The sequence below is a fragment of the Pseudomonas sp. GD04058 genome (assembly GCF_029836855.1).
Classification (GTDB): Bacteria; Pseudomonadota; Gammaproteobacteria; order Pseudomonadales; family Pseudomonadaceae; genus Aquipseudomonas; species Aquipseudomonas bharatica.
This window is the reverse complement of the sequence record NZ_JAOECN010000038.1, coordinates 1-25529: the sequence shown is the minus strand read 5'-3', so window position 1 is coordinate 25529 and position 25529 is coordinate 1. Positions and strand designations below refer to the sequence as shown.

The following is a 25529-nucleotide window of genomic DNA, read 5'->3' as shown; positions in this document are numbered from 1 at the left end:
TTCCCGAATACTGAATATCCATACAGTATTTCGAGATCGACCGGAGTGCAAGGGCCTGTTGTCGGTCGTGCGCGATCAGTCGGTAGCGGGCTGGACCGTGCTGGCCCAGCAGGTTGCATATTCATTGTGTGCATCGATGACGGCATGCGCGGCGGCGAGCGCGGTCATGTCGGTACCCGGCATGATGTTTTCCGACGTCTTGTCCGTTGATTCGCTTGCTTGTTTGCGCACCAGGGCCTCGACCGCCTTGCGAGTGTCGAACGAACTCTTGGTGATGGCGTCGCTGACGTTCGACTGCAGCTTGACCACATCGCCAAGCACGCGCTGTTTATGCTTGCTGGCCAGCTTGAGCGCTTCCTCGATATCAGCCTGCTCGGCTTGCATCTGGTGCATGGCCATCATCATCAATTTTGGAGACGGTTCCTGCGGCCGATTCTTTTTGGGCAGACCCTTGATGAGAGCAAGGTTCGTGCTGAAACTGGCGACCAGCGTCTCCTGCTCCCCGGCAAGCTTGGCCTTTTGCGACAACAGCCCTTGGACGGCCTCCCCCTTCGGCGCGTAAGCAAGGATTACCTGAGAAGTCCTCTGCGCACATGACAAATAGTCCACCGCATCCTTGTAGATCTTGCGTTGCTCCTTGTAGTTTCCCCACTCCTCCAGACCGAAAGCGGTGGCGATAATTGCTGCGGAGGATTTGTAGAGGTCGGATCCGGAGTGGGTGGCAGCGCCGACCGCCGCCGTGGCGGCCCCGAACAAAGCCAGGGCGCTCAAGGTACTTCTGTTGGTCGCGGCACCGTTGATGTAAGGGAGGTAATGGTCTTTCAGGCTCTGGATGGCAAACAACGGCTGCGGCTGCTTGAAGAGCTCCTTATTGTCGAACGCAGGCGTGAGATCAATATAGTCCGGCTCTTTCAGGTTCCTGAATGAGCAAGCGGTCAACGAAAGCCCCATGAGGACGATAACAAGAGTACGAGTAACAGACATGCCGACATCCATGTGAGCAGTGATAGCCAAATAGAATCACGGCATTCTGAATTGCGCCAGTTTGTTGAGCGCTTCCTGGTCGGTTCCGATTGGAAAAGGTCGTTTTTGCTTTACCAGCTCAAATAGAACATGCCCTTGGCCAGCACCACGATCAGCAACAGATGAGTAAAGACACTGGCATGGATGAAGCGAACCGCCTGCGCCGTCATGCGCCCGCTGCGCATCAGCCACAGCGCGGTGAAGAAGTGCCCGAGCACGCTGACTGCGACAAGGATCTTCACTCCCAGCAAGGTGCCTAAGGGCGACGTCCAGGGCGTTGCCAACTGCGCCATGTAGCGCTCGCGGACCATGCCGGCCCCGGCACCGAACAACACCAGCAACACCCAGGGCATCAGCCGCCGGGCGCGTTGGCCGACAGCGTGTTCGAGCATCATCATCATGCGATCGGGCAACTGGCGACGGATCCCGCCGAGAAACAGCACTTCGAAGAACACGGTGCCGATAAAGACGATGGCAGCGAACAGGTGCAGGGTCAGCAGAACGGGATAGATCATGGCGGGGCCTCATTGTGCCGGCCAGACTAACCGTGCCGCGGCACTCCGGGCTTGACGCCCGTCAAGCCGGTGGAACTCTGCTCCGGCGCGGTATTTCGAATCTCATATCGACAGCCGCTTCGCCAGGAGGCACCCGATGCATAACCTCGAAACCCCGCGCCTGAAGCTGGGCGTGTTCAATCCGCTGGACAGCCTCGGCCAGGCGCTGATCGCCGCCGCGCTGCATCGCCAGCACGAAGTGAGCGCGCTGCTCGACGATCTCAACGGCATCACCGCGCGTCCCGGCTTGCGCTGCAAGCTGGGCAGCCTGGAGTCGGTGGAGACGGTCAAGCAGGCGATTGCCGGGCTGGATGGGGTATTCGCCTGCCTTGGCGGGGAACGCCAGGAAGACCTGCCGGCGCACTGTGGTTGCCTGATCGACGGGGCGCTCGCCCTCGGTGATGCCGGCGCGCCGGGGTTGTTCCTGGTTGGCCGCTGGGAATGGCTGGTGGACTCCGACGACAGCGGCGACGAAGCCCTGGGTGCGGGGCTGCGGCGCAGCCTGGACGCCAGCGGACTGGACTGGACGCTGGTGGAGATGCCGCCATTGGCAGCCGGGTTGCGGGTCGATGATTTCAGTGGCGAGGCCACGACCATCGGCAGCGAGGCCCGACGGGCGCTGGACTGTGCCGAGGCACTGCTCGACGAGCTGTGCCTTGGGCTGCACCGGCATCAGTGCCTGCGCTTGCGCGGCGCAAACGGAGGGCGTGATTGATGTCCGGCCCCGATGCGCTTCATCAGATCTTCGGCCTGGTGCTGCTGGCCATGGCCTTCAGCGCGTTCATTTTGTTCGTACGAAGTTATCGACCGACGGGCGTAAGCGGGCGTTGGTACGACCTGGTGCTGGGCTTTATCGCCCTGTGGCTGGCGTTGTGGCCGGAGCTGGGTCATTTCATCGGAGACCCGAGTCTGGCCAGAGGGCTGGGGCTGCTGCTGCAAGGCATCGGTACGGCGGCGGGGTGCATTCTCGGGGCCTTGGTGGCGAAGGCCTTGCGCTTGTTGCTGCTTGAAAGACGACGGCCTGTGCAGAACAGAAACCATGAGCCAGACCAGAAACACGGCAGGACTCCGCGGTAGAAATCAGGCTTTCGCCTACTCGCTTGATCGTTTGGGTTCTGCCATCCTGCGACGATGTCTAATAGCCATCACCGCAGACGATATCCCGAATGACCTACATAACGCGAATTTGTTACAACGAATCCAACTGGCAGCATCCAACCGGGAGCGCAACGGAGGCCAGGACGACTTATTACTCCCGGCATCGTTACGGTCACGAGGAATGGCTGTTCCGCTTCGAGTGGCAGATTGGCGGTTGGCAGTACGGATTTCTTCAGGGTGTGAACAAGGGGCGTAAAACCCGGCTCAAGTCTGGAGAACGTGCTGGAGAAGTGGTTCTTTTCACGATCACTCCCCGCGGACGTCGTTACGTAGCCAGAATCAGGCATATCGAGTTCCTGGACGAAGCGCAAAGCAATGCCGCGCTGGAAATCTATAAAAGGAATGGCTGGTTCAAGCAGATGTTGAAGGAGATCGACAAGGTCGAAGGTGTCAAGGAAAGCCTGGGAAATACCAACTGGGCCCGTTACATGCTGAATGTCCGCTTTCGCCCGGAAGATGTCGAATGGTTTCCCGAGGATACCCTCGCGACATCCAGTGATCCGGTCCTGCACTGGAATCGTTACCAATTGATCGCGCCGGATCAGGACTATGTGGTGCCTGAAACGGGTGTTAAACGTCCTGTCAGGATTGGCGTGAGCGTCCCCCCGCAGCAGCGTAACTATTTCAGGAACGGGTCGGAGGGGCGCGAATGCTCGCCCGAACACGACATGATTCGCAGCGCACTGTGTCAGGAGCTCGAACGGGAATATCCAGACGCGAAGATCGTTTGCGAAGAGAACTACGTGGACGTCACGGTCGTCACCGCCAGCGAGCGTATCCTGTTTGAAGTCAAGTCGGACTTGTCGACCCGTCGCGTATTGCGCCTGGCAATCGGTCAGTTGCTGGAGTACGCCTGGTACTGGGAGCCGCATGCTGATCGGAACACCCGACTGGTGGCAGTAGGCAGAACGTCGCTCGACGCAGCCGACAGTAGCTATCTCGACTTCCTCTCGAAGACGCTCGGGCTCCCCTTGAGCTATCGCCAGGTCAAGCTTCCATCGGAAGCCTGAACACTTTATGGCAACGCGCTTGCAGGGCTATCCGCAATTGCGAAGGTGGGATTAAGACAGACCCCGGCGAACTTCCCGACGGTCATCCCACCCGCCTCAGACCTCGCGTAACATTTCGCAACCCCTTATTCAGCAAAACGCCATCGCCGTGCGCTTCCCGGCCATCGATACCGGCAAAAGCGCATCCCGCCCTTTCGATATGTATCGAGTACGGGCACAATGCGGCTCTTTTTTTGGCTGGCCTACCCGGAGCCTCGAAGTGATCAAGACCCCGTACTACCTCATCGACAAACAAAAGCTGCTGGGCAACCTGGAGAAGATCGCCTATGTGCGCGAGAAATCCGGGGCCAAGGCCCTGCTTGCGCTGAAGTGCTTCGCCACCTGGTCGGTGTTCGACCTGATGCAGCAGTACATGGACGGCACCACTTCGTCCTCGCTCTACGAGCTCAAGCTCGGCCGCCAGAAGTTCGTCGGCGAGACCCACGCCTACAGCGTGGCCTGGGCGGACGACGAGATCGACGAGATGCTGGTCAACTGCGACAAGATCATCTTCAACTCCATCGGCCAGTTGCAGCGCTTTGCCGAGGCGTCCGAGGGCAAGGTCCGCGGTCTGCGGGTCAATCCGCAGGTGAGCAGCTCCGACTACCTGCTGGCCGACCCGGCGCGCCCGTTCAGCCGCCTCGGCGAATGGGATCCGGTCAAGGTCGAAGGCGTGATCGAGCAGATCTCCGGCTTCATGTTCCACAATAATTGCGAGAACGGCGATTTCGACCTGTTCGACAAGATGCTCGGCACCATCGAGGAGCGCTTCGGCCACCTGTTGCACCAGGTCGAGTGGGTCAGCCTGGGCGGCGGCATCCACTTCACCGGCGAGGGCTACGCCCTGGATGCGTTCTGCGCGCGCCTGAAGTCGTTCTCCGAAACCTACGGCGTGCAGGTCTACCTGGAGCCGGGCGAAGCGGCGATCACCAACAGCGCCTCGCTGGAAGTGACCGTGCTCGACACCCTTTACAACGGCAAGCACCTGGCCGTGGTCGACAGCTCGATCGAAGCGCACATGCTCGACCTGCTGATCTACCGCCTCAACGCCAAGATGGCCCCCAACGATGGCGAGCACACCTGGATGGTCTGCGGTAAATCGTGCCTGGCCGGCGACATCTTCGGCGAGTACCAATTCGATCGTCCGCTGACCATCGGCGATCGGCTGTCGTTCATCGACGCCGCTGGCTACACCATGGTCAAGAAAAACTGGTTCAACGGCCTGAAAATGCCGTCCATCGTAGTGAAACAACTCGACGGTAGCGTCGAGGTGGTTCGTGAGTTCGGTTTCGAAGACTACCTGTCCAGCCTTTCCTGAGCTGGCAGATAAGGAGAGATAGAGAATTGAAGAAGAACGTTCTTATCATTGGTGCAGGAGGTGTCGCCAAGGTGGTGGCCCACAAGTGCGCGCAGCACAACGACGAACTCGGTCGTATTGCAATTGCGTCGCGGAACATCTCCAAATGCCAGGCCATCATCGACAGCGTCAAGGCCAAGGGTAGCCTCAAGGTACCCGCCGACATCCAGGCCTTTTCGCTCAATGCCCTGGATGTCGAGGCGACCAAGGCGCTGATCCGCGAGACCGAATCGCAGATCGTGATCAACGTCGGCTCCGCCTTCCTCAACATGTCGGTGCTGCGTGCCTGCATCGATACCGGTGTCGCCTACCTGGACACCGCAATCCACGAAGAACCGGGCAAGATCTGCGAAACCCCGCCCTGGTATGGCAACTACGAGTGGAAACACCTCGAGGAATGCCAGCAGAAGAACATTACCGCCATTCTCGGTGTCGGCTTCGACCCGGGTGTGGTCAACGCCTACGCGGCGCTGGCGAAGCAACAGTACTTCGACCGCATCGACTCGATCGACATTCTCGACGTCAATGCCGGGTCGCACGGCAAGTACTTCGCCACCAACTTCGATCCGGAAATCAACTTCCGTGAATTCACCGGACAGGTATGGAGCTGGCAGAACAGCCAGTGGACCAGCAACACCATGTTCGAAGTGAAGCGTACCGACGACCTGCCGGTAGTCGGCTCGCAGAACCTCTATCTCACCGGCCACGATGAAGTGCACTCGCTGTCGAAGAACCTCGACGTGCCCAACGTGCGTTTCTGGATGAGCTTCGGCGAGCATTACATCAATGTGTTCACCGTACTGAAGAACCTCGGCCTGCTCTCCGAACAGCCGGTGAAAACCGCCGAAGGCCTGGAAGTGGTGCCATTGAAAGTGGTCAAGGCCGTGTTGCCGGATCCGGCCTCGCTGGCCCCCGGCTACACCGGCAAGACCTGCATCGGCGACCTGGTCAAGGGCACCAAGGATGGCCAGCCGCGCGAGGTCTTCATCTACAACGTGGCCGACCACGAGGAAGCCTACGCCGAGACCGACAGCCAGGGCATTTCCTACACTGCCGGCGTACCGCCAGTGGCGGCGGCCCTGCTGGTCGCCCGCGGCCAGTGGGACGTGCAGCGCATGGTCAACGTCGAGGAACTGCCGGCCGAACCGTTCCTGCACGCCCTTGACGTGATGGGTCTGCCGACCCGGGTCAAGGACGAGAACGGCGATCGCCCGTGGGCTTGATAGAGTCCGCTGCGTAAAAAAGAGGGGCGCCTGAGAAGGCGCCCCTTTTTCGTTATGAATCTCTCAGGACTGACACGGAACCCTGTGGGAGCTGGCTTGCCAGCGATAGCTGTAGTGAATTCACCATCGTAATCGCTGGCAAGCCAGCTCCCACAGGGTCCGCGATCGGCTCTTGATACTCGTCCTAGCCGAATTGCTCACGGTATTCGCTGGGGGTCACGCCCAGCCTTTCGCTGAACACCTGGCGCATGTAGCGCACGCTGCCAAAGCCGCTGCGCCAGGCCACGGTCTTCAGTGGCAGGTCCTCGCTTTCCAGCAACTCCCGGGCCCGGTCGATGCGGGCGTTCTGCAGGAAGGCCATCGGCGTCATGTTGACCTCGCGCATGAACACCCGGGAAAAATGCCGCGGGCTCATAGCCGCCAGCGCCGCCATGCGCGCGATGCCGAACGGTTCGTCGAGATGGGCCAGTACATGGTTCTGGACCCGGGTGATCGGCGTCTCTTCCTTGGCCACCTCCCCCGCCAGTGGGCTGAAACGCGCCTGGCCACCCTGGCGCTTCATCACCACCAGCAATACCTTGGCCACGTCCTGGGCGACCTTCTTGCCGTGATCCTCGGCAACCACCGCCAGGGCCAGGTCAATACCCGCCGTAACCCCACCGGAGGTGACCAACTGGCGATCACGCACGAAGATCTGGTCGGTTTCCACCCGGGTTTTCGGAAACGCCCTGATCAACCGCTCGGTGTAGTGCCAGTGAGTGGTCGAGCGGTAGCCGTCGAGCAGCCCGGCATGCCCGAGAATGAAGGCACCAGTGCAGATCGATCCATAGCACCGGGCACGCGTGGCCACATCCTTCAGCCACAGGCTCAGCGGTGGACAGATCTCGTTGTAGGCCCCCGGCCCACCGGGAACCAGCAATAGGTCCCACTGCCCTTGCCGGGGATCGATCACGGCATCCGACAGCACACTGATGCCGTTCGAAGCACGGATCGCCCCCGGCACGGCCCCGAGGGTGGTGATCCGGTAATGGTCCTCGGGCTTGAGGTAGCGGTTGGCAATGGAGAACACCTCCAGCGGCCCCGCCATGTCGAGCAGGAGAAAATCCGGGAATAACACCATGGCCACGCTTTTCATCGAAACAAGTCACCGCAGATCAGGAGAACAGTGCGACGCATTATGACCTTTCCTGCAGACGGATCGAAAAACGGCGAAAGATTGTCCACCATGAGAGGACAGTAATTCCATCTCAACCTACTTATTGCTCGCCGAGGTAAACAGTAATCTACCTCCATCAAAACGCGGTTGCTCTTTCGCAACCCCGACCTGACAAGGAGATACATCATGCTGACCCTGCGCAAAGCTTCCGACCGCGGCCTGGCCAACCATGGCTGGCTGAAGTCCTTCCACACCTTCTCCTTCGCTCACTACCGTAACCCGGCCGAGCAAGGCTTTTCCGACCTGCTGGTAATCAACGACGACCGGGTCAGCGAAGGCAAGGGTTTCGGCCAGCACCCGCACCGCGACATGGAGATTTTCTCCTACGTGCTCGAAGGCGCGCTGGAGCACAAGGACAGCATGGGGACCGGCTCGGTGATCCGCCCGGGCGACGTGCAACTGATGAGCGCGGGCCGTGGCGTCACCCACAGCGAGTTCAACCACTCCCATGACGAGCCAGTGCACTTCCTGCAGATCTGGATCGTTCCGGCGGTGGTGGGTGCCGAACCGCGCTACCAGCAAGCGCACTACGGCGCCGAGGAAAAACGCGGTCGGCTGAAGCTGATTATCTCGCCGGACGGCGCCGACGGTTCGCTGCAGATCCGCCAGGACGCGCGGGTCTATGCCGGCCTGTTCGATGGCCAGGAAAGCGCCACCCTGAAACTGCCGGCCGAGCGCAATGCCTACGTCCATGTGGCCCGAGGCAGCGTGGTGCTCAACGGCCTGCAACTGAACGAAGGCGACGGCGTGCGCCTGCGTCACGAGCAGATCCTCGAACTGCGCGATGGCGAGGATGCCGAAGTGCTGGTATTCGACCTGCGACCGCACGAACTGCCTGGAATGGCCTGAGCCGCATCACTACGAGCCCTGGAGAGTCAGGGCTCGTAGCCTTCCACGATGATCACTTCCGCCTTGGCCACCCCCTGCCGGTGGCTGCAGGCTTCCTGATACTGCGCCGAGCGATAGCACGCCACGGCCTGCTCATACGAGTCGAACTCGATCACCACGCTGCGCTGCGGGGTCGCTCGTCCCTCCATCGCCTCGCTGCGCCCGCCCCGGGCCAGCAACTTGCCACCGAATGCCGCGAAAGCCGCCGGTGCGCGCTGGGTGTACTGCTGGTACTGCTGTGGATCCGTTACATCGACGTGGGCGATCCAGTAGGCCTTCATGGGTCAAGCTCCTCTTGGCGGAATATATTAGTATTATGGTATACCATAATTTTTTACGAACCACAGTGAGCGCGCGGCAATGGCTTTCAACAGCATCGAAGAAATCCTTGAAGATTACCGCCAGGGCAGGATGGTCCTGCTGGTTGACGATGAGGACCGTGAAAACGAAGGCGACCTGCTGATTGCCGCCGAGCGTTGCGACGCCGGCGCGATCAGCTTCATGGCCCGCGAGGCGCGCGGCCTGATCTGCCTGACCCTGACCGACGAGCACTGCCAGCGCCTGGGGCTGGAGCAGATGGTGCCGGCCAATGGCAGTGCATTCAGCACGGCCTTTACCGTATCGATCGAAGCGGCGCGCGGGGTCACCACCGGCATTTCCGCTGCCGATCGTGCCTGCACGGTAGCGGCTGCGGTCGCCCCGGGTGCGACCGCCAACGACCTGGTCCAGCCCGGGCATATCTTTCCCCTGCGCGCGCGAGAAGGCGGCGTGCTGACCCGGGCCGGGCATACCGAGGCCGGTTGCGACCTTGCACGGCTGGCCGGCTTCTCCCCCGCTTCGGTGATCGTCGAGGTATTGAACGATGACGGCAGCATGGCCCGGCGTCCGGACCTGGAGATCTTCGCAGCCAGGCATGGCATCAAGATCGGAACCATTGCCGACCTGATCCATTACCGCTTGAGCACCGAACAGACGGTCAAGCGCATTGGCGAGCGGGAACTGCCGACGGTGCATGGCACGTTCCGCCTGGTGACCTACGAAGACCGCATCGAAGGTGGTGTGCACATGGCCATGGTCATGGGCGACATCCGCCGCGAACAGCCGACCTTGGTGCGGGTGCATGTGATCGATCCACTGCGCGACCTGGTCGGAGCCGAGTACGCCGGGCCGGCGAACTGGACCTTATGGGCAGCGTTGCAGAAGGTCGCGGCCGAAGGCACCGGGGTGGTGGTCATTCTTGCCAACCATGAATCGTCGCAAGCCCTGCTGGAGCGGGTACCGCACCTGACCCAGCCGCCACGGCCGTACCAGCGCGGCACGAGCAGAACCTACTCCGAAGTGGGCACCGGGGCCCAGATCCTGCAGGACCTGGGCGTAGGCAAGCTGCGCCATCTCGGCCCGCCGCTGAAATATGCTGGCTTGACCGGGTATGACCTGGAGGTGGTGCAGAGCATTCCGTTTGAAGAAGGGATGGTGGGCTGACCTTGCCAGCCCCCACGGCCCTCCAGGGCGTTCTTGCCGCCGCAAGGAGGCCCCTCCAGCCCGGGCAGTGGATAACCATCCACCTGATATTTCTGTCAGTTGTGCCGCCAACCCCCGCTCATTACCGTTAAGCGCATCTCTCCGTTTCTTGTGGTTTTCGCGTCGGTCCGACGATGTCCGCAACCGTCCTCCGATGCTCATCCGAGGAGCTTGCGCAATGGCGAACAATTGGGTGGAACTGGGTCAGGTCTGGTCGGGCCGCGATCTGGATGAGGGTGAACGGGTCACGGTCAGCGTGCTCGACAAGGCTACGCAGACGCTGCTGGAGCAGGCCACCTTCGTCTCCAAAGCTGGCCGCCTGGGTCAATACACCTGGGTGATGGACCTGTGCAAGCACGTCAATGCCCAGTTGCAACTGATCCGTGCCGGCGTTCCGAAGGGCGACGAGTTGGAGATCCCGGGCAGTTGCTATCTCAATAAATTCTGGGGCATCACTGACCGCAACGTGCAGGTCATCACCACGACCGCCAGCGAGAACAACTGGACTGCGAACAAACGGATCGACCTCCACCTCAGCGAGGACGTCAAGGCCGGCTCCACCCTCCAGCTCAAGGTCTGCAACTCCAAGGGACAGGAGCTCGAAACCATCAGCTTCAAGTCAGTCGCAGGCCGCTGCACCCGCGGCTTGTGCGCCATGGACTTCGCCACCGAGATCAACCGCACCAGCCTCTATGTCCGGGCTGGCTTCAAGTGCGCAAACCAGATTGCTCCCGCTTTGCACATCACGGGGAACTGGGTCTGGATTCCGTTCAATGCCGAGCTCACCGTGACCTTCTCGATCGACCAGTCGAGCGCCTCGCCGGTCCCCAACCAGACTACCCAGACGGAGCAGGCGGCCGTGCCCTACTCGCTCGCCGCGCCGAGCAACTGGACGGACCTCGGTCAGGTCTGGTCGGGCCGTGACTTGGATGTGGGGGAGCGTGTCACGATCAGCGTGCTCGACAGCGCCACGCAGACGATGCTGGAACAGGCTACCTTCGTCGCCAAGGCAGGACGTCTGGGTCAATACACTTGGGTGATGGACCTGTGCAAGCAGGTCAATGCCGAGTTGAAGCTGATCCGGGCCGGCGTTCCCAGGGGCGACAAGCTGGAGATTCCGGGCAGTTGCTATCTCAACAGATTCTGGGGCATCACTGGCCTTGCACTGCAGGTCATTACCACGACCGCCAGCGAGAACAACTGGGCTACCGACAAGCGGGTTCACCTCAATCTCACCGAGGACGTCAAGGCCGGCTCCACCCTCCAGCTCAAGGTGCGCAATTCGCAGGGCCAAGTGCTCGAATCCCTCAGTTTCCAATCCGTCGCGGGGCGCTGCACCCGGGGTTTGTGTGCCAGGGATTTCGCCGCCGAGATCAACCGCACCAGCCTGTATGTGCGGGCCGGCTTCAACTCCGCAGACCAGATCGACCCCGTCCTGCAGCTTGGAGAGAACTGGATCTGGGTGCCGTTCAACGCCGATCTCTGGGTGAGCTGGTCGATCGACCCGTCGCACGCAACCGAGCACGACGAGGACTGGTCGATCGACCTGTCAAGCACCTGGACCGAACTGGGCGACGTCCGCGCGGGCCGCAACCTGACCGAGGGTGAGCGGGTCACCGTCAACGTCTTCGACAAGGCTACGGACACCGTACTGGAGCAGACCACGTTCGTGCCAACGCCCGGTCGCCTGAGCCAGTACATCTGGTTGACGGACCTGTGCCGGCACGTCAACGGCAACCTCAAGCTAATCCGCGCCGGCGCCCAAGACGCCACTGGCAACTGGGACATCCTGCTCGGCGACGCCGTGAACAAATACTGGACCTGGTCCCGGAGCGAGCTCGAGGTCATCACCACGGTGGCGCATGTCGACAACTGGGATGGCATTCACCACCCGACTATCAACATCACCCAGGCAGTTGGCGCGGATGCGGTGCTGCGCGTCAATGTGCGCAACAAGTTCCGCCGCCTGCTTGAAACCATCACCTTCACCCCGGCTGCCGGCCGTACTGCTGCCGGGCCGTGCGGCCATGATTTCGCGAGCCACATCAACAACACCAGCCATTTTCTCCGTGCAGGTGCGCAGAGCCCGGACAACCCTGGCCTGATCCAGCCTGACCTGACGCCGGGCTCGAACCTCATCTGGATCCCTGCCAATGCCAACTACAGCGCATCCTGGACGACCGATGCGGTGACGGAGGCTTGCAAGATCAGCGCTGACCGCGATGCACTGGAAGGCGAGCGCATCACCTTCTTCGCCTTCGACAAGGATGCCAACTACTTCCTTGAGCATATCGTCCTGACCGCCCGGGCCAGTGCCAATACCCTGGCGAAAGACAAGTGGCCGGCCGCCCTGGCCAAGCTGATCAACGACTCGTCCGCCCATGCCTCGGCCACGGCCACCGCGATCAGCCAGAAATACGCCGATCTCCGCCTGTTCAGCACCGCCCTGCACCTGGACAACTGGGTCCAGGACACCACGATCGCGGCCACTGCCGCGCTGACGGCCGCCGACCGTATCGTGGTCAAGGTGGCGACACAGGCGCGGAGAAATTTCTGCGAAGCGGTAACCTTCACCCCCGATCCCGCCCGCCTGGCCGCGACCCAATGGGCCAAGGACCTGGCGGCCTATATCAACGAGCACAGCCTTTACCTCAAGGCCGGGGTCAAGGACAGTACGAAGAAGACCATCGTCCCGACCGAGCACGCCAGCAGCAACGTGATCTGGATACCCCAGGATTCGATGCTCACGGTGACCTTCGAGAAAACCCAACTCAGGGAGCTGGCGCCGATATCCTTGCATCACGACCTGGCGGTGGGCGAGAAGAGCTATGTCTATGTGATGGACGACGAGACCGATGTGATCCTGCGTGAAATCGCCTACACACCAACGGCCGGGCGCGCTGAACAGTATTCGGAGGCGCATGACTTTGCCGCCGCGATCGACAAGGCTACGGAACTCGTGGTTGCAGGACACAAAGTCGGCGATGCCGTTCCAGTGCCGACGTGGAGCAGCTATCAGAACAAGATCTGGGGCTGTGCAAGTACGGTGCGAGCATTCCATACCATGCTCAGCCTGGGCAACTGGGACCAGGGGGCCGTCATCGGCGACCACGATCTGGTCGAGAACGAACAGGTCGTCGTCAACATCAAGGGCAAGAAGAGCGGGCGGATCCTGGAAACGCTGGCGTTCACGCCCAAGGCAGACCGTTTGACGCAGACGCTGTGGCCCAAGGATTTCGCCAGCATGATCAACAAGACCAGCAAGTTCATCCGTGCCGGTCGGGAAAACACCACGGACGACAAGATCGAGCCGTGGCACCAGAAGGACGCGAACACCTTCTGGACGCCAAAGGGCTCGGGGCTGGAAGTAGAGATGCAGACACTTCAGGATATCGCCAAGCCGTTGCCGGGAATGAGCAGCGAGACAGTGCAGTTGTTCGAGCAATGCATGGAGTCGCGCAAGCATGTAACGGTCGATGCCAGGACCGGAGAGGGAGTATTGCGCATCCCCCTGGCAGAGTTGTTCGCCGATGACAGCCTGAAGAATCCTCTGGCGATCAGTCTTTCATACGAAAAGACCAACGGCTTGCATGTGCAGGTGGGCAGTTTCTTGAATCGGGTGAAACTGGTCACCGGTACCGAGGGGACCGAGGCGCAAATCACCTTGAGGGATGGGCGGGTTGTCGGCGTCAACCTTGGCACGATTTCGCTCAATGGCGGGGATTTCATCATCCGGCCATTCAGCGAGGAGGTGGCGACCGAGTCCAATGGCGTTCAATCAGTTACGGCGGGCTATGTGGTCACCTACAAGGATGGCAGCCGTGACACCTTCAGATTCTTCATCCAGACCGCAGGTGAACATCAGGTGAACTGGACCCAGTACAGGCTGCCGTCCGGCCTGTGCCTGGATTTGAAATACAACTTCTTCGGGCTGGAGCAAGTCACCAAAGGTGAGCAGGTGCTGATGAAGGTCGATTGGCATTCATTCGAGGACCTCAAGGACTCCGGCATGTGGCGGCTGCCCAAAACCATCGTGATCTTCCCTGACAGCAAGATTGAAAAAAGAACATTCACCTTCGTCAGGGCAAGTTGCAACGGTCAGCAAACCAGCCTGCATGGGGACGGTTTCGCCACCTCGGGCAAGGTCCAGTACCTGATCAAGCGAGACCGGGCAGGCAACCTGACCAGCTTCGAGGCCGAACATCAGCACGCATTCGACACTGCAGTCGACAAGGCCATGCACCGCGAAACCCTGGAGTACGACGGTGACAACAGGATCACCCGCCATGTGGTGTCTCCGGGAGGCGGCATGGACGATCTGGTACACGACTATGGCTATTCAGATACCAGGACCACTCTGGTCGGTTACTACAAAAACGCAGTACCCCGCGCCGCGTTCGTGCGCCATCACGACTTCAACAACCAACAGAGCTGCGTGGAAAGCTATGGCAGCGAGACCGCGCCGGTCTGCAAGCAACGGACCCATATGCTGGATACCCGGAAGAAGTGGCTGGTGTCGCAGAGCCGAACCTGGGAGGGCGATGTGCTGGTAGACCAGCAGACCCTTGCGCTGGACGGCATCGGCAATCCGACGCGACGCGACAACAATGATGAAATCACCCAATGGACCTACTACAACAATTACCAGCAGTTCCGGGTCACGGAAACCGAGACCTACGTCGAGGATTGGAGCTTCTTCGCCTGCCTGTTCAAGGTCATCGACTATGCCAACGTCCTCGGCGCGGTCTTTGCCGTTGGCAGCTCCAGCGGCATGACCTGGGGGACCCGCCTGGATACCACGGTCGAAATGCTGCCGGCCGTCAACGACTATGCGAAAAAGGCCTTCGACCTGCCGGTGGATATCGTCCACTGTGGCAGTGACCGACCATTTTCCGGCGACGTGGAGTCGGAACTGGTCAGCCGCAGGATCGACGGCAAGGAAGTGCCGCAGCGCCTGACCTTCTTCGGCTATGGCAACTTCGACGGGCACGTCCGCGCCAAACAGAAACTGACCATTCTCCAGCCCGACTGCAGCTCGGTGGACGTGACCGCTGAGCAATTGGCCGTGGCGACCAAGGCCGCGGCCCCCTTCGTCAAGAGCCTGAAAGAACAGATCAGTTCGGCGGACCCGCAGGAAAAGCCCGGTTACGAGGAGATGCTGAAGGACCTGAACAAGAGCGTCGAGGAGCAGAGCAAGGCCAACAGCCAGAGCTTCAAGCTGAACAGCAAGAAGACGACCGGTATGACCCTGGAAACCTACGCTTACCACATCGACAAGACCAAGCCAGGCTACGGCATGGTCGCTTCCTGCAAGCACAGTTTCGTCGATGACAAGGGTGCCAGCGACACCATAGGCACCACCAGCCGCTATGCCTACAGCCTGGATACCGCCGATAGCGACAAGCTCATCATCGAGACTACCGTCACCGATAACGCCAGCAAGGGGTCCGTTACCACCAGCCAGACACGCTCGCGGTTGACCGGACGGCTATTGGAAAGCACCGACAGCGAAGGCTACAAGACCGTCCGCAGCTACGACCCCCTGGGCAACCTGCTCAGCGAAACCATCAGCCTGGACGGCGTGGATATGCGCAAGACCACCTGCACCCTGGCACGCAATCTGGTCTGGCAGTACGAGATGACTGAGCACCATGCCACTACCCGGGTCGAGCGCGATGCCATCGGGCGCAGGATCTCCCAGGCAGCCAGGCCGAAGGGGCGTGACACCTATGTGGAAACCCACCGCTGGGCCTACGACAAGCTTGGCCGCAGCGCCAGCCTGGTGGAAACCGACTACGACGGGCTCAGTAAAAAGCTTGTCGATCGCGAGACCCAATGGAGCTATGACGCCAGTGGCACCGTCACCACGACCCACCTGCTCAAGGACAGCACGGGCAAGGAACTGGACAAGGTGATCCGCAAACGCACCCCCGACGCCAGGGGCGAGAGCTTTACCCAGGGCAAATTCCGCATCGATCGGCAGTTCGATGCCAGCCAGCACCTGATGACGGAGCAGTATTCACTGACCGGTGGCGAGGGCTGCAAGATCGAGCGAAGCATGACCCCCGAGGGGCTGATGAAGTCGGTGCGCTATCTCAGGGTCGAGTCCGCCACCAAGGAAACCGAGCAGGACAAAATCGACTTCACCTACGACAAATACGCCCAGCTGACCAAGGTTGCGCCCAAGATCGGAGCGGCCTCCAGCTACACCTACGATGCTTCGGGGCGTCTGCTGACCAGCACGCGTGATGGTGTGGTGCTGCGCAACTCGTATAGCCAGGGCAACCTGGCGGCCGCCGCCAACGGCGGCTGGGTCAAGAGTGACACCGCCACGGAGGTCAAGCTCGGCTCCCAGAGCGTGGACTTCCTCGGCCGCGTCACCGAGCAGTGTGCCGGAGACAACACGGTTTCGTTCAGCTACAGCGGTGCGTCGACCAAGGGCACACGCACGACACCCGATACCGCACCGCCCCCAATGAAGGGGTACGAATCCGTCATCTACCAGAACGTTTGCAAGCATACCCAGTACCTGTATATGCAAAACACGAGCTCGTCGCTGTGTTTCAGCCTTGGAGGACGGGTGATCAGCTTTACCGACCTTACCAAAGCGGTTACCACCTATGAGTATGACTTCTTCGATCGTCTGGTCGGGTCGGAGAATGAACACTGTGTGTGCAGTTGGACCTACGCCGACAATGGCCTGCTCATCAGCGAAACCGTCAAGGCGGTAAAAGCCTCCGATCTCGTGATGAAGGTGGAGTACGCCTACGACGGGCTCGGCCAGGAGATCAAGCGCACCTTCACTTGCACGGGGGTGGAGATCAGCGTGGAGCGCACCCTGCGTGGGGATGGACGCCTGAGCAAGAGCGTCATCAAGGAAAATGGTACGGAGAAATCCGCCGACAGCTACGAATACGACGACTGCCTGCGCCTGAAGAAATGGGTGGAATCCTCCAGCCGGACAGATACCTACAGCTACGACCTGCTCGGCAGCACGATCAGCCATACCAACTCGTCCAGCGGCAAATCCGACCTGTTCTACTACGTCGATGGCAAGCCCGGCATGGTCAGCCAGGTGCTCACCCAGAAAACCACCGACAAGGTTCCGGACACTGCACCGGGTACGGCGAACACGTACGACACCAAGGGCAGCCTGACCATCGACGGGAACCGGCGCCTGAGTTACCACGACAACGGCCAGGTCAATACGTATTCCACCGATGGCGACACGACCCTGTACACGTTCAGTTATGACAGCGATGGTCGGGTGCGCGGCGGCAGTAACGGCACCCTGACCGAGTTCTATCACTACCGCGGCAACTGCGTGCATGCCCTGGTCCAATATGATACCGCCCAGGGCGCGGCCTTCGCCGAGCGCACGCTGGTGCTGCGCAATGAAAGCCGCGCCTGCCTGATGCAGGACGCCATCACCGACAAAAGGGAAAGCCGCTCCTTCGAACTGCGCGACGCCAACGGCACGGTCTTCGCGAGCATAGACCTGGTCACCAAGGCCATCACCTACTTCCGCTACGAGCCTTATGGCAAGCGGCACTCAGGGGCCAAGGCGGATAACTGGCTGGGCTTCAAGGGTGAGCCGCTGAACAGCATGGGCCTGTATTACCTGGGCAATGGCCATCGCCTCTACGACCCGGCCTGGGGGCACTTCCTCTCCCGGGACGCCAAGAGCCCGTTCGGTGTGGGCGGTGTGGCGGGGTACGTGTTCGGCAATGCCGACCCGGTCAACCATGCGGACCCCAGCGGGCGCGAGGTCATCGCCCAGTACTCGCGCTGGCTCGGCACGGCGATTATCCAGAGCACCGCGTTCCGCATCGTGGTTGGTGCGGTGGGTGTGCTGTTGGCGCCCTTCACGGCGGGGACATCCATGCTCCTGGCGGTGGCCACAACGATGCTGGCGGCGCTGTCCTTCGCCTTCGACCTGGCCTCCATCATCATCTCGGAAAGCGATCCGGATCTGTCGAGGACCCTGGAAAGCTGGGGGCAGGCCTTCGGCGTGGCCAGCGCGGTGGCCGGGATTGGCATGGGCGTAAACGGTCTCAAGAGCTTTCCGCGCAACTGGTTCCGCGTGCGTGGCGGGCCATCGACGCGTTTCCCGGTGAAATGGCCCAACACGGTCGCCAGCGAGCTGCGCATCGCCCAGGAAGCCCGCAGCAGAGCGCTGACCCAGTTGATCAAGCACGCGGACGAAGCAAAGGCGGCGGGGAGCTTCGACGCGTTCAAGGCGGCCTACCTCAACAATGACGCTGCCGGGACTGTCGGTGGTCTGGTACAAGGCACCGGCTCAGGCATCACCCTCCTGCAGGAAGCGGCTGATACCGGCCGCAAGCTGTTCAAGGGCACCATCCGCCAGTTCGATGATTCGCTGTTCGACCTGCTCGGTTACACACTGGACGCCAACTCGGGGCCCAATGTGCTCATTCAGAAATTCATGCCCGCGACTGACAGCGAAACCGAAAGCAGATCACTGGTCGCCCTGCCGATGCCTGGCCGGGAGACGCTGTTCCCCTGAGCCGGCGTGAACGCCACCCATCGCTGGCAAGTCAGCTCCCAGAACCTGGGGGAGCTGACTTGCCAGCGATGAGGCCATCAACTCCCCCCAAGACCCTCGAACCAGAAAACACCCCCCGAGTGATGGCCGGTCGCTCCGTCCCTCTTGCGAAAAGCTTGGAATACCATAATATGATATCCCGTAGACCTTAAAGCTGCAGGGCCGGCACCTACAATCACAAACGGCCAACCGACACTTTGGAAAAGCTGCTCCCCGAACTGATTGGCGGGCGACAGAAAGCCCGCCTCGAATAACAAAAGCAACGAGGGCGTAACCATGCTGTTGAACAAACGTGTAACCGCAGTGCTGTCCGCCAGCCTGCTGACCCTGGCATGCCAGGTCGTCCAGGCAGCCGACAGCCTGAACTTCGTCAGTTGGGGCGGTACTACCCAGGATGCGCAGAAAGCCGCCTGGGCCGAGCCCTTCAGCAGGAGCACCAGCATCAAGGTCGTGCAGGACGGCCCTACCGACTACGGCAAGCTCAAGGCCATGGTGGAAAGCGGCAACGTGCAGTGGGACGTGGTCGACGTCGAAGCCGACTTCGCCCTGCGCGCCGCCGCCGAAGGCCTGCTCGAACCCCTGGATTTCAACACCATCCAGCGCGACCGCATCGACCCCCGCTTCGTCTCCGACCACGGCGTAGGCTCGTTCTTCTTCTCCTTCGTGCTCGGTTTCAACGAAGGCAAGCTCGGCGGCAACAAGCCCCAGGACTGGAGCGCGCTGTTCGATACCAAGACCTACCCGGGCAAACGCGCCCTGTACAAGTGGCCAAGCCCTGGCGTGCTCGAACTGGCCCTGCTGGCCGATGGCGTGCCGGCCGACAAGCTGTACCCGCTGGATCTGGATCGCGCCTTCAAGAAACTCGACACCATCAAGAAGGACATCGTCTGGTGGGGCGGCGGCGCCCAGTCCCAGCAACTGCTGGCTTCCGGCGAGGCGAGCCTCGGCCAGTTCTGGAACGGGCGCGTCTACGCCCTGCAACAGGACGGCGCACCGGTGGGCGTGAGCTGGAAACAAAACCTGGTCATGGCCGATTTCCTCGTGGTGCCCAAGGGCGCGAAAAACAAGGATGCGGCCATGAAGTTCCTGGCCAACGCCGCCAGCGCCAAGGGCCAGGCCGAGTTCGCCAACCAGACTGCCTACGCCCCGGTTAACCTGGACTCGGTCAGCCTGCTCAAGCCCGAACTCGCACCGAACCTGCCCACCGCCTACGCTCAGGATCAGGTCACACTGGATTTCGCCTACTGGGCGAAGAACGGTCCGGCAATTGCTACCCGCTGGAATGAGTGGCTGGTCAAATGAAAGTCGCCATCAACGCCTTGCAATCGGCGACCGGTGCCAGCGGTACCGGCGCCCAGGGAGCGGCCATGAGCCTTTCGCCCACCCTGCGCCAGCGCTGGCGCGGTAGCCGCAACCTGCTGCCGGCCCTGCTGTTCCTCGGCCTGTTCTTCTTCGCGCCACTGGTCGGCCTGCTGCTGCGCGGCGTGCTGGAACCGGTGCCGGGGCTGGGCAACTACGAGCAACTGTTCGCCAACTCGGCCTATGCCCGGGTGCTGTTCAACACCTTCTCGGTGGCCGGCCTGGTCACCCTGATCAGCGTGCTGCTCGGCTTTCCCCTGGCCTGGGCGATCACCCTGGTGCCCCGCGGCTGGGGCCGCTGGCTGCTGAACATCGTGCTGCTGTCGATGTGGACCAGCCTGCTGGCGCGAACCTACTCCTGGCTGGTGCTGCTGCAGGCATCGGGTGTGATCAACAAGGCGTTGATGGCCGTGGGCATCATCGATGCCCCGCTGGAGATGGTGCATAACCTGACGGGCGTGGTGATCGGCATGAGCTACATCATGATTCCGTTCATCGTCCTGCCGCTGCAGGCGACCATGCAGGCCATCGACCCGATGGTGCTGCAGGCAGGTTCGATCTGCGGCGCCAGCCCCTGGACCAACTTCTTCAAGGTATTCCTGCCGCTGTGCCGTTCGGGCCTGTTCTCCGGAGCCTTGATGGTCTTCGTAATGTCCCTGGGCTACTACGTGACCCCGGCCCTGCTCGGCGGCGCCCAGAACATGATGCTGCCGGAGTTCATCGTCCAGCAGGTGCAGTCGTTCCTTAACTGGGGCCTGGCCAGCGCCGCCGCAGCGTTGCTGATCGTCATCACCCTGGTGCTGTTCTACTTCTATCTGAAGCTGCAACCGGAATCCCCGGTTGGCAACGCGAGGTAAGCGACCATGCTCCTGACTCCCAATGCCATGGGCCGGCGCCTGCGCTTCGGGCTCTATGCCACGACCGGGCTGATCGCGCTGTTCCTGCTGCTGCCGATCGTGTTCATCGTGCTGTTGTCGTTCGGCTCTTCCCAGTGGCTGGTATTCCCGCCGCCAGGCTGGACGCTCAAGTGGTACGGCCAGTTCTTCTCCAATGCCGAGTGGATGGACGCGGCCCTGGCCAGTCTCAAGGTCGCCGTGCTGACCACCGTCTGCGCCGTGGCCCTGGGCTTGCCTACGGCCTTCGCCCTGGTGCGCGGGCGCTTCCCTGGCCGCGAGATGCTCTACGGTCTGTTCACCCTGCCGATGATCGTACCGCTGGTGATCATCGCCGTGGCGGTGTACGCACTGTTCCTCAAGCTGGGCTGGACCGGAACCCTGTTTTCCTTCGTGGTCAGCCACGTGATCGTCGCCCTGCCCTTCACCATCATCTCGATCATCAACTCGCTGAAGCTGTTCGACCAGTCGATCGAGGACGCCGCGGTGATCTGCGGCGCCTCGCGCCTGCAGGCGGTGTTCAAGGTGACCTTCCCCGCCATTCGTCCAGGGATGATTGCCGGCGCGCTGTTCGCCTTCCTCGTGTCGTGGGACGAGGTGGTGCTGAGCGTGATGATGGCCAGCCCCAACCTGCAGACCCTTCCCGTGAAAATGTGGACCACCCTGCGCCAGGACCTGACGCCCGTGATTGCCGTCGCCTCGACGCTGCTGATCGGCCTGTCGGTGCTGGTCATGGTGATCGCCGCCGCCCTGCGCCGGCGCAACGAAGTCAGCGCCTGAGCGCCTGGAGAACAACGATGAGTGCAGTGATCAAAGATACCGCCCAGGCCCGTACCCTCGTCAGCCTGCGCAACCTGAACAAGCATTACGGCGATTTCGCAGCGGTCGACAACATCAGCCTGGACATCCAGGACGGCGAGTTCCTGACCTTCCTCGGCTCCAGCGGTTCGGGCAAAAGTACCACCCTGTCGATGCTGGCCGGTTTCGAGACGCCGAGCAGCGGCGAAATCCTGGTCGGCGGGCAATCGCTGGTCAACGTGCCGCCGCACAAGCGTGACATCGGCATGGTGTTCCAGCGTTATTCGCTGTTCCCGCATCTTTCGGTGCGCGACAACATCGCCTTCCCCCTGGCCATTCGCAAGCGCAGCGCCGCCGAACGCGACAAGCAGGTGGACGCGATGCTCAAGCTGGTGCAACTGGAGAAGTTCGCCCACCGGCGCCCGGCGCAACTCTCCGGAGGCCAGCAACAGCGCGTGGCGATCGCCCGGGCGCTGGTGTACGAGCCACGCATCCTGCTGATGGACGAGCCACTGGGGGCGCTGGACAAGAAGCTGCGCGAAGACCTGCAGGATGAACTGCGCCAGTTGCACCGGCGCCTGGGCATCACCATCGTCTACGTGACCCACGACCAGGAAGAAGCCATGCGTCTTTCACAGCGCATCGCGATCTTCAGCCACGGCAGGATCGTCGGCCTGGGGACCGGGTTTGACCTGTACCAGAATCCGCCGAATGCCTTCGTGGCGTCGTTCCTCGGCAACTCGAATTTCCTGCGGGTGCAGGCCCATGGGAATGGAGCGGCGAGCTTCGAAGGGCAACCGGTGGCGATGCGTCTGACCTCGGGTGTGGGCGATGGGCAGGAAGTGTTGCTGATGGTTCGGCCCGAAAAAGCGCTGGCCCTGAGTGGTGAGCAGGCTGCCCAGGAAGCACTCCCAGCGGGCTGGAACGAAGTGACGGCGAAGGTCGGCGAGGTGCTGTTCCTCGGCGAGAGCCAGACCTGCTCCGTGGTAACGGCTGGCGGCACGCAAATGACGGTGAAGGCCCTGTCGGCGGCCGGCATGTCGATGAAGCCGGGCGACGAGGTGAAAGTGCGCTGGGCCGTGGCGGATGCCTGTGTGTATACCGAGTGGCAGGAGAGTGATCTGAACAAGGCTGCCGGGGCACATTGAAGCAGCGATGAATGAAAAATCCCGCTCCAATGGCCGGGATTTTTATTGGCTGGGAGATCATCGCTGGCAAGCCAGCTCCCACAGGTTCAGCGGTGCACGCGGTCGCTGTGGGAGGGCGGATACCTGTGTGTGGAGGGTGATCTTAACAAGGCCGCCAAGGCACATTAAAAGCGGCGTTGAATGAAAAAATCCCGGTCCATTGGCCGGGATTTTTATTGTCTGGGAGATCATCGCTGGCAGGCCAACTCCCACAGGTTCTGCGGTGCACGCGGTCCCTGTGGGAGCTGGCTTGCCAGCGATGAGGCCAGTCAGGCTGGCGCAGAGGTGCGGATCAGGTGATCGAACGCCGCCAACGAAGCCTTGGCCCCCTCGCCCACCGCAATCACGATCTGCTTGTACGGGACGGTCGTCACGTCACCCGCTGCGAACACACCCGGGATGTTGGTCTGGCCCTTGGCATCGACGATGATCTCGCCACGCGGGGTCAACTCGACAGTGCCTTTCAGCCAGTCGGTATTCGGCAGCAGGCCGATCTGCACGAAGATCCCTTCCAGCGCCAGTTCGTGCTCGGCATCGCTGGTGCGGTCCTTGTAGCGCAGGCCGTTGACCTTCTGCCCATCACCCAGCACCTCGGTGGTCAGGGCGCTGGTGATGACCTTGACGTTGGGCAGGCTGTGCAGCTTGCGTTGCAGCACGGCATCGGCGCGCAACTGGCTGTCGAACTCGATCAGGGTCACCTGGGCGACGATACCGGCCAGGTCGATGGCCGCTTCCACGCCGGAGTTGCCCCCGCCGATCACCGCCACGCGCTTGCCCTTGAACAGCGGGCCGTCGCAGTGCGGGCAGTAGGCCACGCCGCGGCTGCGGTATTCCTTCTCGCCCGGTACGTTCATTTCGCGCCAACGGGCACCAGTGGCGAGGATCACGGTTTTCGCCTTGAGGGTCGCGCCGCTGTTCATACGCACCTGGTGCAGGCCGCCGTCGGTGGCGGGCAGCAAGGCGTCGGCACGCTGCAGGTTCATGATGTCGACGTCATACTGCTTGACGTGTTCCTCCAGCGCCGTGGCCAGTTTCGGACCTTCGGTTTCCTGCACCGAGATGAAGTTCTCGATGGCCATGGTGTCCAGCACCTGGCCGCCGAAACGCTCGGCCGCGACACCGGTGCGGATGCCCTTGCGCGCTGCATAGATCGCCGCCGCCGCACCTGCGGGACCACCACCGATCACCAGCACATCGAAGGCGTCCTTGGCGTTCAGCTTGTCCGCCTGGCGGGCGCTGGAGCCGGTGTCCAGCTTGGCGACGATTTCTTCCAGGCCCATGCGGCCCTGGCCGAAGACTTCACCGTTGAGGTACACGCTCGGCACCGCCATCACCTGGCGCGATTCCACTTCGGCCTGGAACAGCGCACCGTCGATGGCGACATGACGCACGTTGGGGTTGAGCACCGCCATCAGGTTCAGCGCCTGGACCACGTCCGGGCAGTTCTGGCACGACAGCGAGAAGTAGGTTTCGAAGTTGAACTCCCCTTCCAGCCCGGCGATCTGTTCGATCAGCTCGGCGCTGGCCTTGGACGGGTGCCCGCCGACCTGCAGCAGGGCGAGGACCAGGGAGGTGAATTCGTGGCCCATGGGGATGCCGGCGAAGCGCAGGCTGATTTCACCATTGGGGCGATTGAGCGAGAACGACGGGACGCGGGCGTCAGTGCCGTCCTCGCGCAGGGTAATGAGGCTCGACAGGCTGGCAATTTCGCGCAGCAGGTCGTGGAGTTCGCGGGACTTCGCGCCGTCATCGAGAGAAGCGACGATCTCGATCGGCTGGGTGACCCGCTCCAGGTAGGCTTTCAACTGAGTTTTAAGCGTGGCGTCCAACATACGGGCGATTCCTTTTTTCAATCGGTGTAAATGCAAACGCCCGGGCGAAAGCGCCCGGGCGTTTGTGCGGGGCGGGTACTGCAATCAGGTGCGGATGACCGCCCTCGACTTCGTCATGACCGGCTTAGATCTTGCCGACCAGGTCCAGCGATGGGGCCAGGGTGGCTTCGCCTTCTTTCCACTTGGCCGGGCAGACTTCGCCTGGGTGGGCAGCGACGTACTGGGCAGCCTTGACCTTGCGCAGCAGCTCGCTGGCATCGCGGCCGACACCGCCGTCGTTCAGTTCGACGATCTTGATCTGGCCTTCAGGGTTGATCACGAAGGTACCGCGGTCAGCCAGGCCGGCTTCTTCGATCAGCACGTCGAAGTTGCGCGAGATGAGGTGGGTCGGGTCACCGATCAGCGGGTACTGGATCTTGCCGATGGTTTCGGAAGTGTCATGCCAGGCTTTGTGGGTGAAGTGAGTGTCGGTGGACACACCGTAGATTTCCACGCCCAGCTTCTGGAACTCGGCGTAGTTGTCGGCCAGGTCGCCCAGCTCGGTCGGGCACACGAAGGTGAAGTCGGCTGGGTAGAAGAACACTACGGACCACTTGCCTTTCAGATCGGCGTCGGAAACCTGAACGAAGTTGCCGTTGTGGTAAGCGGTTGCGGTGAACGGTTTGACCTGGCTGTTGATGATTGGCATCGGTATCGCTCCTTCAGGGTTGGAAAAACTTGATGGAGGAATCCTAGCCAATAGAGCCGATCAATGCTCATTGGCAAAAATGATGTTGGTGATTGGTTTTGGCTATAGCCGGTGGGTATTAATAGAAGTTGTAGAGACTTGCGGAGATCTCTGTGGGAGCTGGCTTGCCAGCGATAGGGCCAGAGCTGACAACATCTTTGTCAGTGCCGGCCTCATT

At 61.5% G+C, this 25529-nt stretch carries 19 protein-coding genes; 13 read left to right on the top strand and 6 right to left on the bottom strand.

The annotated features are described in order from the left end of the window. Positions 1-75: 75 nt before the first annotated feature. Positions 76-984 (bottom strand): hypothetical protein, encoded by a 909-nt coding sequence (locus N7650_RS23245; RefSeq protein ID WP_279900201.1) that lies wholly within the window; start codon positions 982-984, stop codon positions 76-78. Between the two features lie 110 nt (positions 985-1094). After that, positions 1095-1538, bottom strand: coding sequence for a hypothetical protein (locus N7650_RS23240; protein ID WP_279900200.1), 444 nt, complete (start codon positions 1536-1538; stop codon positions 1095-1097). A gap of 136 nt (positions 1539-1674) precedes the next feature. Here N7650_RS23240 and N7650_RS23235 point away from each other — a divergent pair, with 136 nt between their 5' ends. The 5 genes from N7650_RS23235 (at position 1675) to N7650_RS23215 (ending at position 6364) form a co-directional block, all read left to right on the top strand. Beyond that, positions 1675-2292, top strand: a complete 618-nt coding sequence (locus N7650_RS23235) for an NAD(P)H-binding protein (RefSeq protein WP_279900199.1) — start codon at positions 1675-1677, stop codon at positions 2290-2292. After that, the gene (locus tag N7650_RS23230; protein WP_279900198.1) at positions 2292-2654 is read left to right on the top strand and encodes a hypothetical protein; all 363 of its coding nucleotides are present in this window, start codon (positions 2292-2294) and stop codon (positions 2652-2654) included. Before N7650_RS23235 ends, N7650_RS23230 begins: the two co-directional genes overlap by 1 nt. Before the next feature lie 89 nt (positions 2655-2743). Beyond that, complete coding sequence (locus N7650_RS23225) at positions 2744-3745, top strand: hypothetical protein (RefSeq protein WP_064304150.1); 1002 nt, start codon at positions 2744-2746, stop codon at positions 3743-3745. A gap of 259 nt (positions 3746-4004) precedes the next feature. Further along, positions 4005-5102, top strand: a complete 1098-nt coding sequence (locus N7650_RS23220; RefSeq protein ID WP_009407099.1) for a carboxynorspermidine decarboxylase — start codon at positions 4005-4007, stop codon at positions 5100-5102. A 26-nt stretch (positions 5103-5128) separates the two neighbouring features. Continuing rightward, positions 5129-6364: a saccharopine dehydrogenase family protein gene (locus tag N7650_RS23215; protein WP_009407100.1), complete on the top strand. Its 1236-nt coding sequence runs from the start codon at positions 5129-5131 to the stop codon at positions 6362-6364. 184 nt (positions 6365-6548) lie between these two features. Here N7650_RS23215 and N7650_RS23210 read toward each other — a convergent pair whose 3' ends face one another. Next, a complete protein-coding gene (locus N7650_RS23210; RefSeq protein ID WP_279900197.1) occupies positions 6549-7499 on the bottom strand; it encodes a GlxA family transcriptional regulator in 951 nt (316 codons plus the stop codon). A gap of 207 nt (positions 7500-7706) precedes the next feature. Here N7650_RS23210 and N7650_RS23205 point away from each other — a divergent pair, with 207 nt between their 5' ends. After that, on the top strand, positions 7707-8429 hold the full coding sequence (locus N7650_RS23205) for a pirin family protein (protein WP_279900196.1): 723 nt from the start codon (positions 7707-7709) through the stop codon (positions 8427-8429). A 26-nt stretch (positions 8430-8455) separates the two neighbouring features. Here the strand turns inward: N7650_RS23205 and N7650_RS23200 are convergent, their stop codons facing one another. Next, entirely contained in the window at positions 8456-8749 is a 294-nt protein-coding gene (locus N7650_RS23200; protein WP_009407104.1) for a DUF1330 domain-containing protein, read from the bottom strand. 79 nt (positions 8750-8828) lie between these two features. Here N7650_RS23200 and ribBA point away from each other — a divergent pair, with 79 nt between their 5' ends. The 6 genes from ribBA (at position 8829) to N7650_RS23170 (ending at position 22753) form a co-directional block, all read left to right on the top strand. Next, entirely contained in the window at positions 8829-9950 is a 1122-nt protein-coding gene (gene ribBA, locus N7650_RS23195; RefSeq protein WP_009407106.1) for a bifunctional 3,4-dihydroxy-2-butanone-4-phosphate synthase/GTP cyclohydrolase II, read from the top strand. A 217-nt stretch (positions 9951-10167) separates the two neighbouring features. After that, entirely contained in the window at positions 10168-18516 is an 8349-nt protein-coding gene (locus tag N7650_RS23190) for an RHS repeat-associated core domain-containing protein (RefSeq protein WP_279900195.1), read from the top strand. 315 nt (positions 18517-18831) lie between these two features. Beyond that, positions 18832-19857 (top strand): ABC transporter substrate-binding protein, encoded by a 1026-nt coding sequence (locus tag N7650_RS23185; protein ID WP_009407111.1) that lies wholly within the window; start codon positions 18832-18834, stop codon positions 19855-19857. Next, positions 19854-20771: an ABC transporter permease gene (locus N7650_RS23180; protein ID WP_009407113.1), complete on the top strand. Its 918-nt coding sequence runs from the start codon at positions 19854-19856 to the stop codon at positions 20769-20771. The genes N7650_RS23185 and N7650_RS23180 overlap by 4 nt, the downstream gene beginning before the upstream one ends. 6 nt (positions 20772-20777) lie before the next feature. After that, entirely contained in the window at positions 20778-21587 is an 810-nt protein-coding gene (locus N7650_RS23175) for an ABC transporter permease (protein WP_279900193.1), read from the top strand. A gap of 17 nt (positions 21588-21604) precedes the next feature. Continuing rightward, positions 21605-22753 carry an ABC transporter ATP-binding protein gene (locus N7650_RS23170; protein WP_279900191.1) on the top strand — a complete coding sequence of 383 codons (1149 nt, stop codon included), beginning with the start codon at positions 21605-21607 and terminating at the stop codon, positions 22751-22753. A 308-nt stretch (positions 22754-23061) separates the two neighbouring features. Here the strand turns inward: N7650_RS23170 and ahpF are convergent, their stop codons facing one another. Then, complete coding sequence (gene ahpF / locus N7650_RS23165; protein WP_009407125.1) at positions 23062-24624, bottom strand: alkyl hydroperoxide reductase subunit F; 1563 nt, start codon at positions 24622-24624, stop codon at positions 23062-23064. Positions 24625-24748: 124 nt separating this feature from the next. After that, positions 24749-25312, bottom strand: a complete 564-nt coding sequence (ahpC, locus tag N7650_RS23160) for an alkyl hydroperoxide reductase subunit C (RefSeq protein WP_009407126.1) — start codon at positions 25310-25312, stop codon at positions 24749-24751. On the opposite strand from ahpC, the gene N7650_RS23155 reads away from it, so the two are divergent. Beyond that, positions 25287-25529 (top strand): hypothetical protein (locus N7650_RS23155; RefSeq protein WP_279900190.1); only part of this gene is annotated, 243 nt, incomplete at its 3' end. The genes ahpC and N7650_RS23155 overlap by 26 nt on opposite strands.

What these genes read in the sequence shown, in the direction of transcription:
- N7650_RS23180 (WP_009407113.1), top strand. Translation starts at nt 19,854, where the DNA reads ATGAAAGTCGCCATCAACGCCTTGCAATCGGCGACCGGTGCCAGCGGT.
- N7650_RS23210 (WP_279900197.1), bottom strand. Translation starts at nt 7,499, where the DNA reads ATGAAAAGCGTGGCCATGGTGTTATTCCCGGATTTTCTCCTGCTCGAC.
- N7650_RS23225 (WP_064304150.1), top strand. Translation starts at nt 2,744, where the DNA reads ATGACCTACATAACGCGAATTTGTTACAACGAATCCAACTGGCAGCAT.
- N7650_RS23200 (WP_009407104.1), bottom strand. Translation starts at nt 8,749, where the DNA reads ATGAAGGCCTACTGGATCGCCCACGTCGATGTAACGGATCCACAGCAG.
- ahpC (WP_009407126.1), bottom strand. Translation starts at nt 25,312, where the DNA reads ATGCCAATCATCAACAGCCAGGTCAAACCGTTCACCGCAACCGCTTAC.
- N7650_RS23190 (WP_279900195.1), top strand. Translation starts at nt 10,168, where the DNA reads ATGGCGAACAATTGGGTGGAACTGGGTCAGGTCTGGTCGGGCCGCGAT.
- N7650_RS23170 (WP_279900191.1), top strand. Translation starts at nt 21,605, where the DNA reads ATGAGTGCAGTGATCAAAGATACCGCCCAGGCCCGTACCCTCGTCAGC.
- N7650_RS23175 (WP_279900193.1), top strand. Translation starts at nt 20,778, where the DNA reads ATGCTCCTGACTCCCAATGCCATGGGCCGGCGCCTGCGCTTCGGGCTC.
- N7650_RS23240 (WP_279900200.1), bottom strand. Translation starts at nt 1,538, where the DNA reads ATGATCTATCCCGTTCTGCTGACCCTGCACCTGTTCGCTGCCATCGTC.
- ahpF (WP_009407125.1), bottom strand. Translation starts at nt 24,624, where the DNA reads ATGTTGGACGCCACGCTTAAAACTCAGTTGAAAGCCTACCTGGAGCGG.
- ribBA (WP_009407106.1), top strand. Translation starts at nt 8,829, where the DNA reads ATGGCTTTCAACAGCATCGAAGAAATCCTTGAAGATTACCGCCAGGGC.
- N7650_RS23245 (WP_279900201.1), bottom strand. Translation starts at nt 984, where the DNA reads ATGTCTGTTACTCGTACTCTTGTTATCGTCCTCATGGGGCTTTCGTTG.
- N7650_RS23235 (WP_279900199.1), top strand. Translation starts at nt 1,675, where the DNA reads ATGCATAACCTCGAAACCCCGCGCCTGAAGCTGGGCGTGTTCAATCCG.
- N7650_RS23185 (WP_009407111.1), top strand. Translation starts at nt 18,832, where the DNA reads ATGCTGTTGAACAAACGTGTAACCGCAGTGCTGTCCGCCAGCCTGCTG.
- N7650_RS23230 (WP_279900198.1), top strand. Translation starts at nt 2,292, where the DNA reads ATGTCCGGCCCCGATGCGCTTCATCAGATCTTCGGCCTGGTGCTGCTG.
- N7650_RS23205 (WP_279900196.1), top strand. Translation starts at nt 7,707, where the DNA reads ATGCTGACCCTGCGCAAAGCTTCCGACCGCGGCCTGGCCAACCATGGC.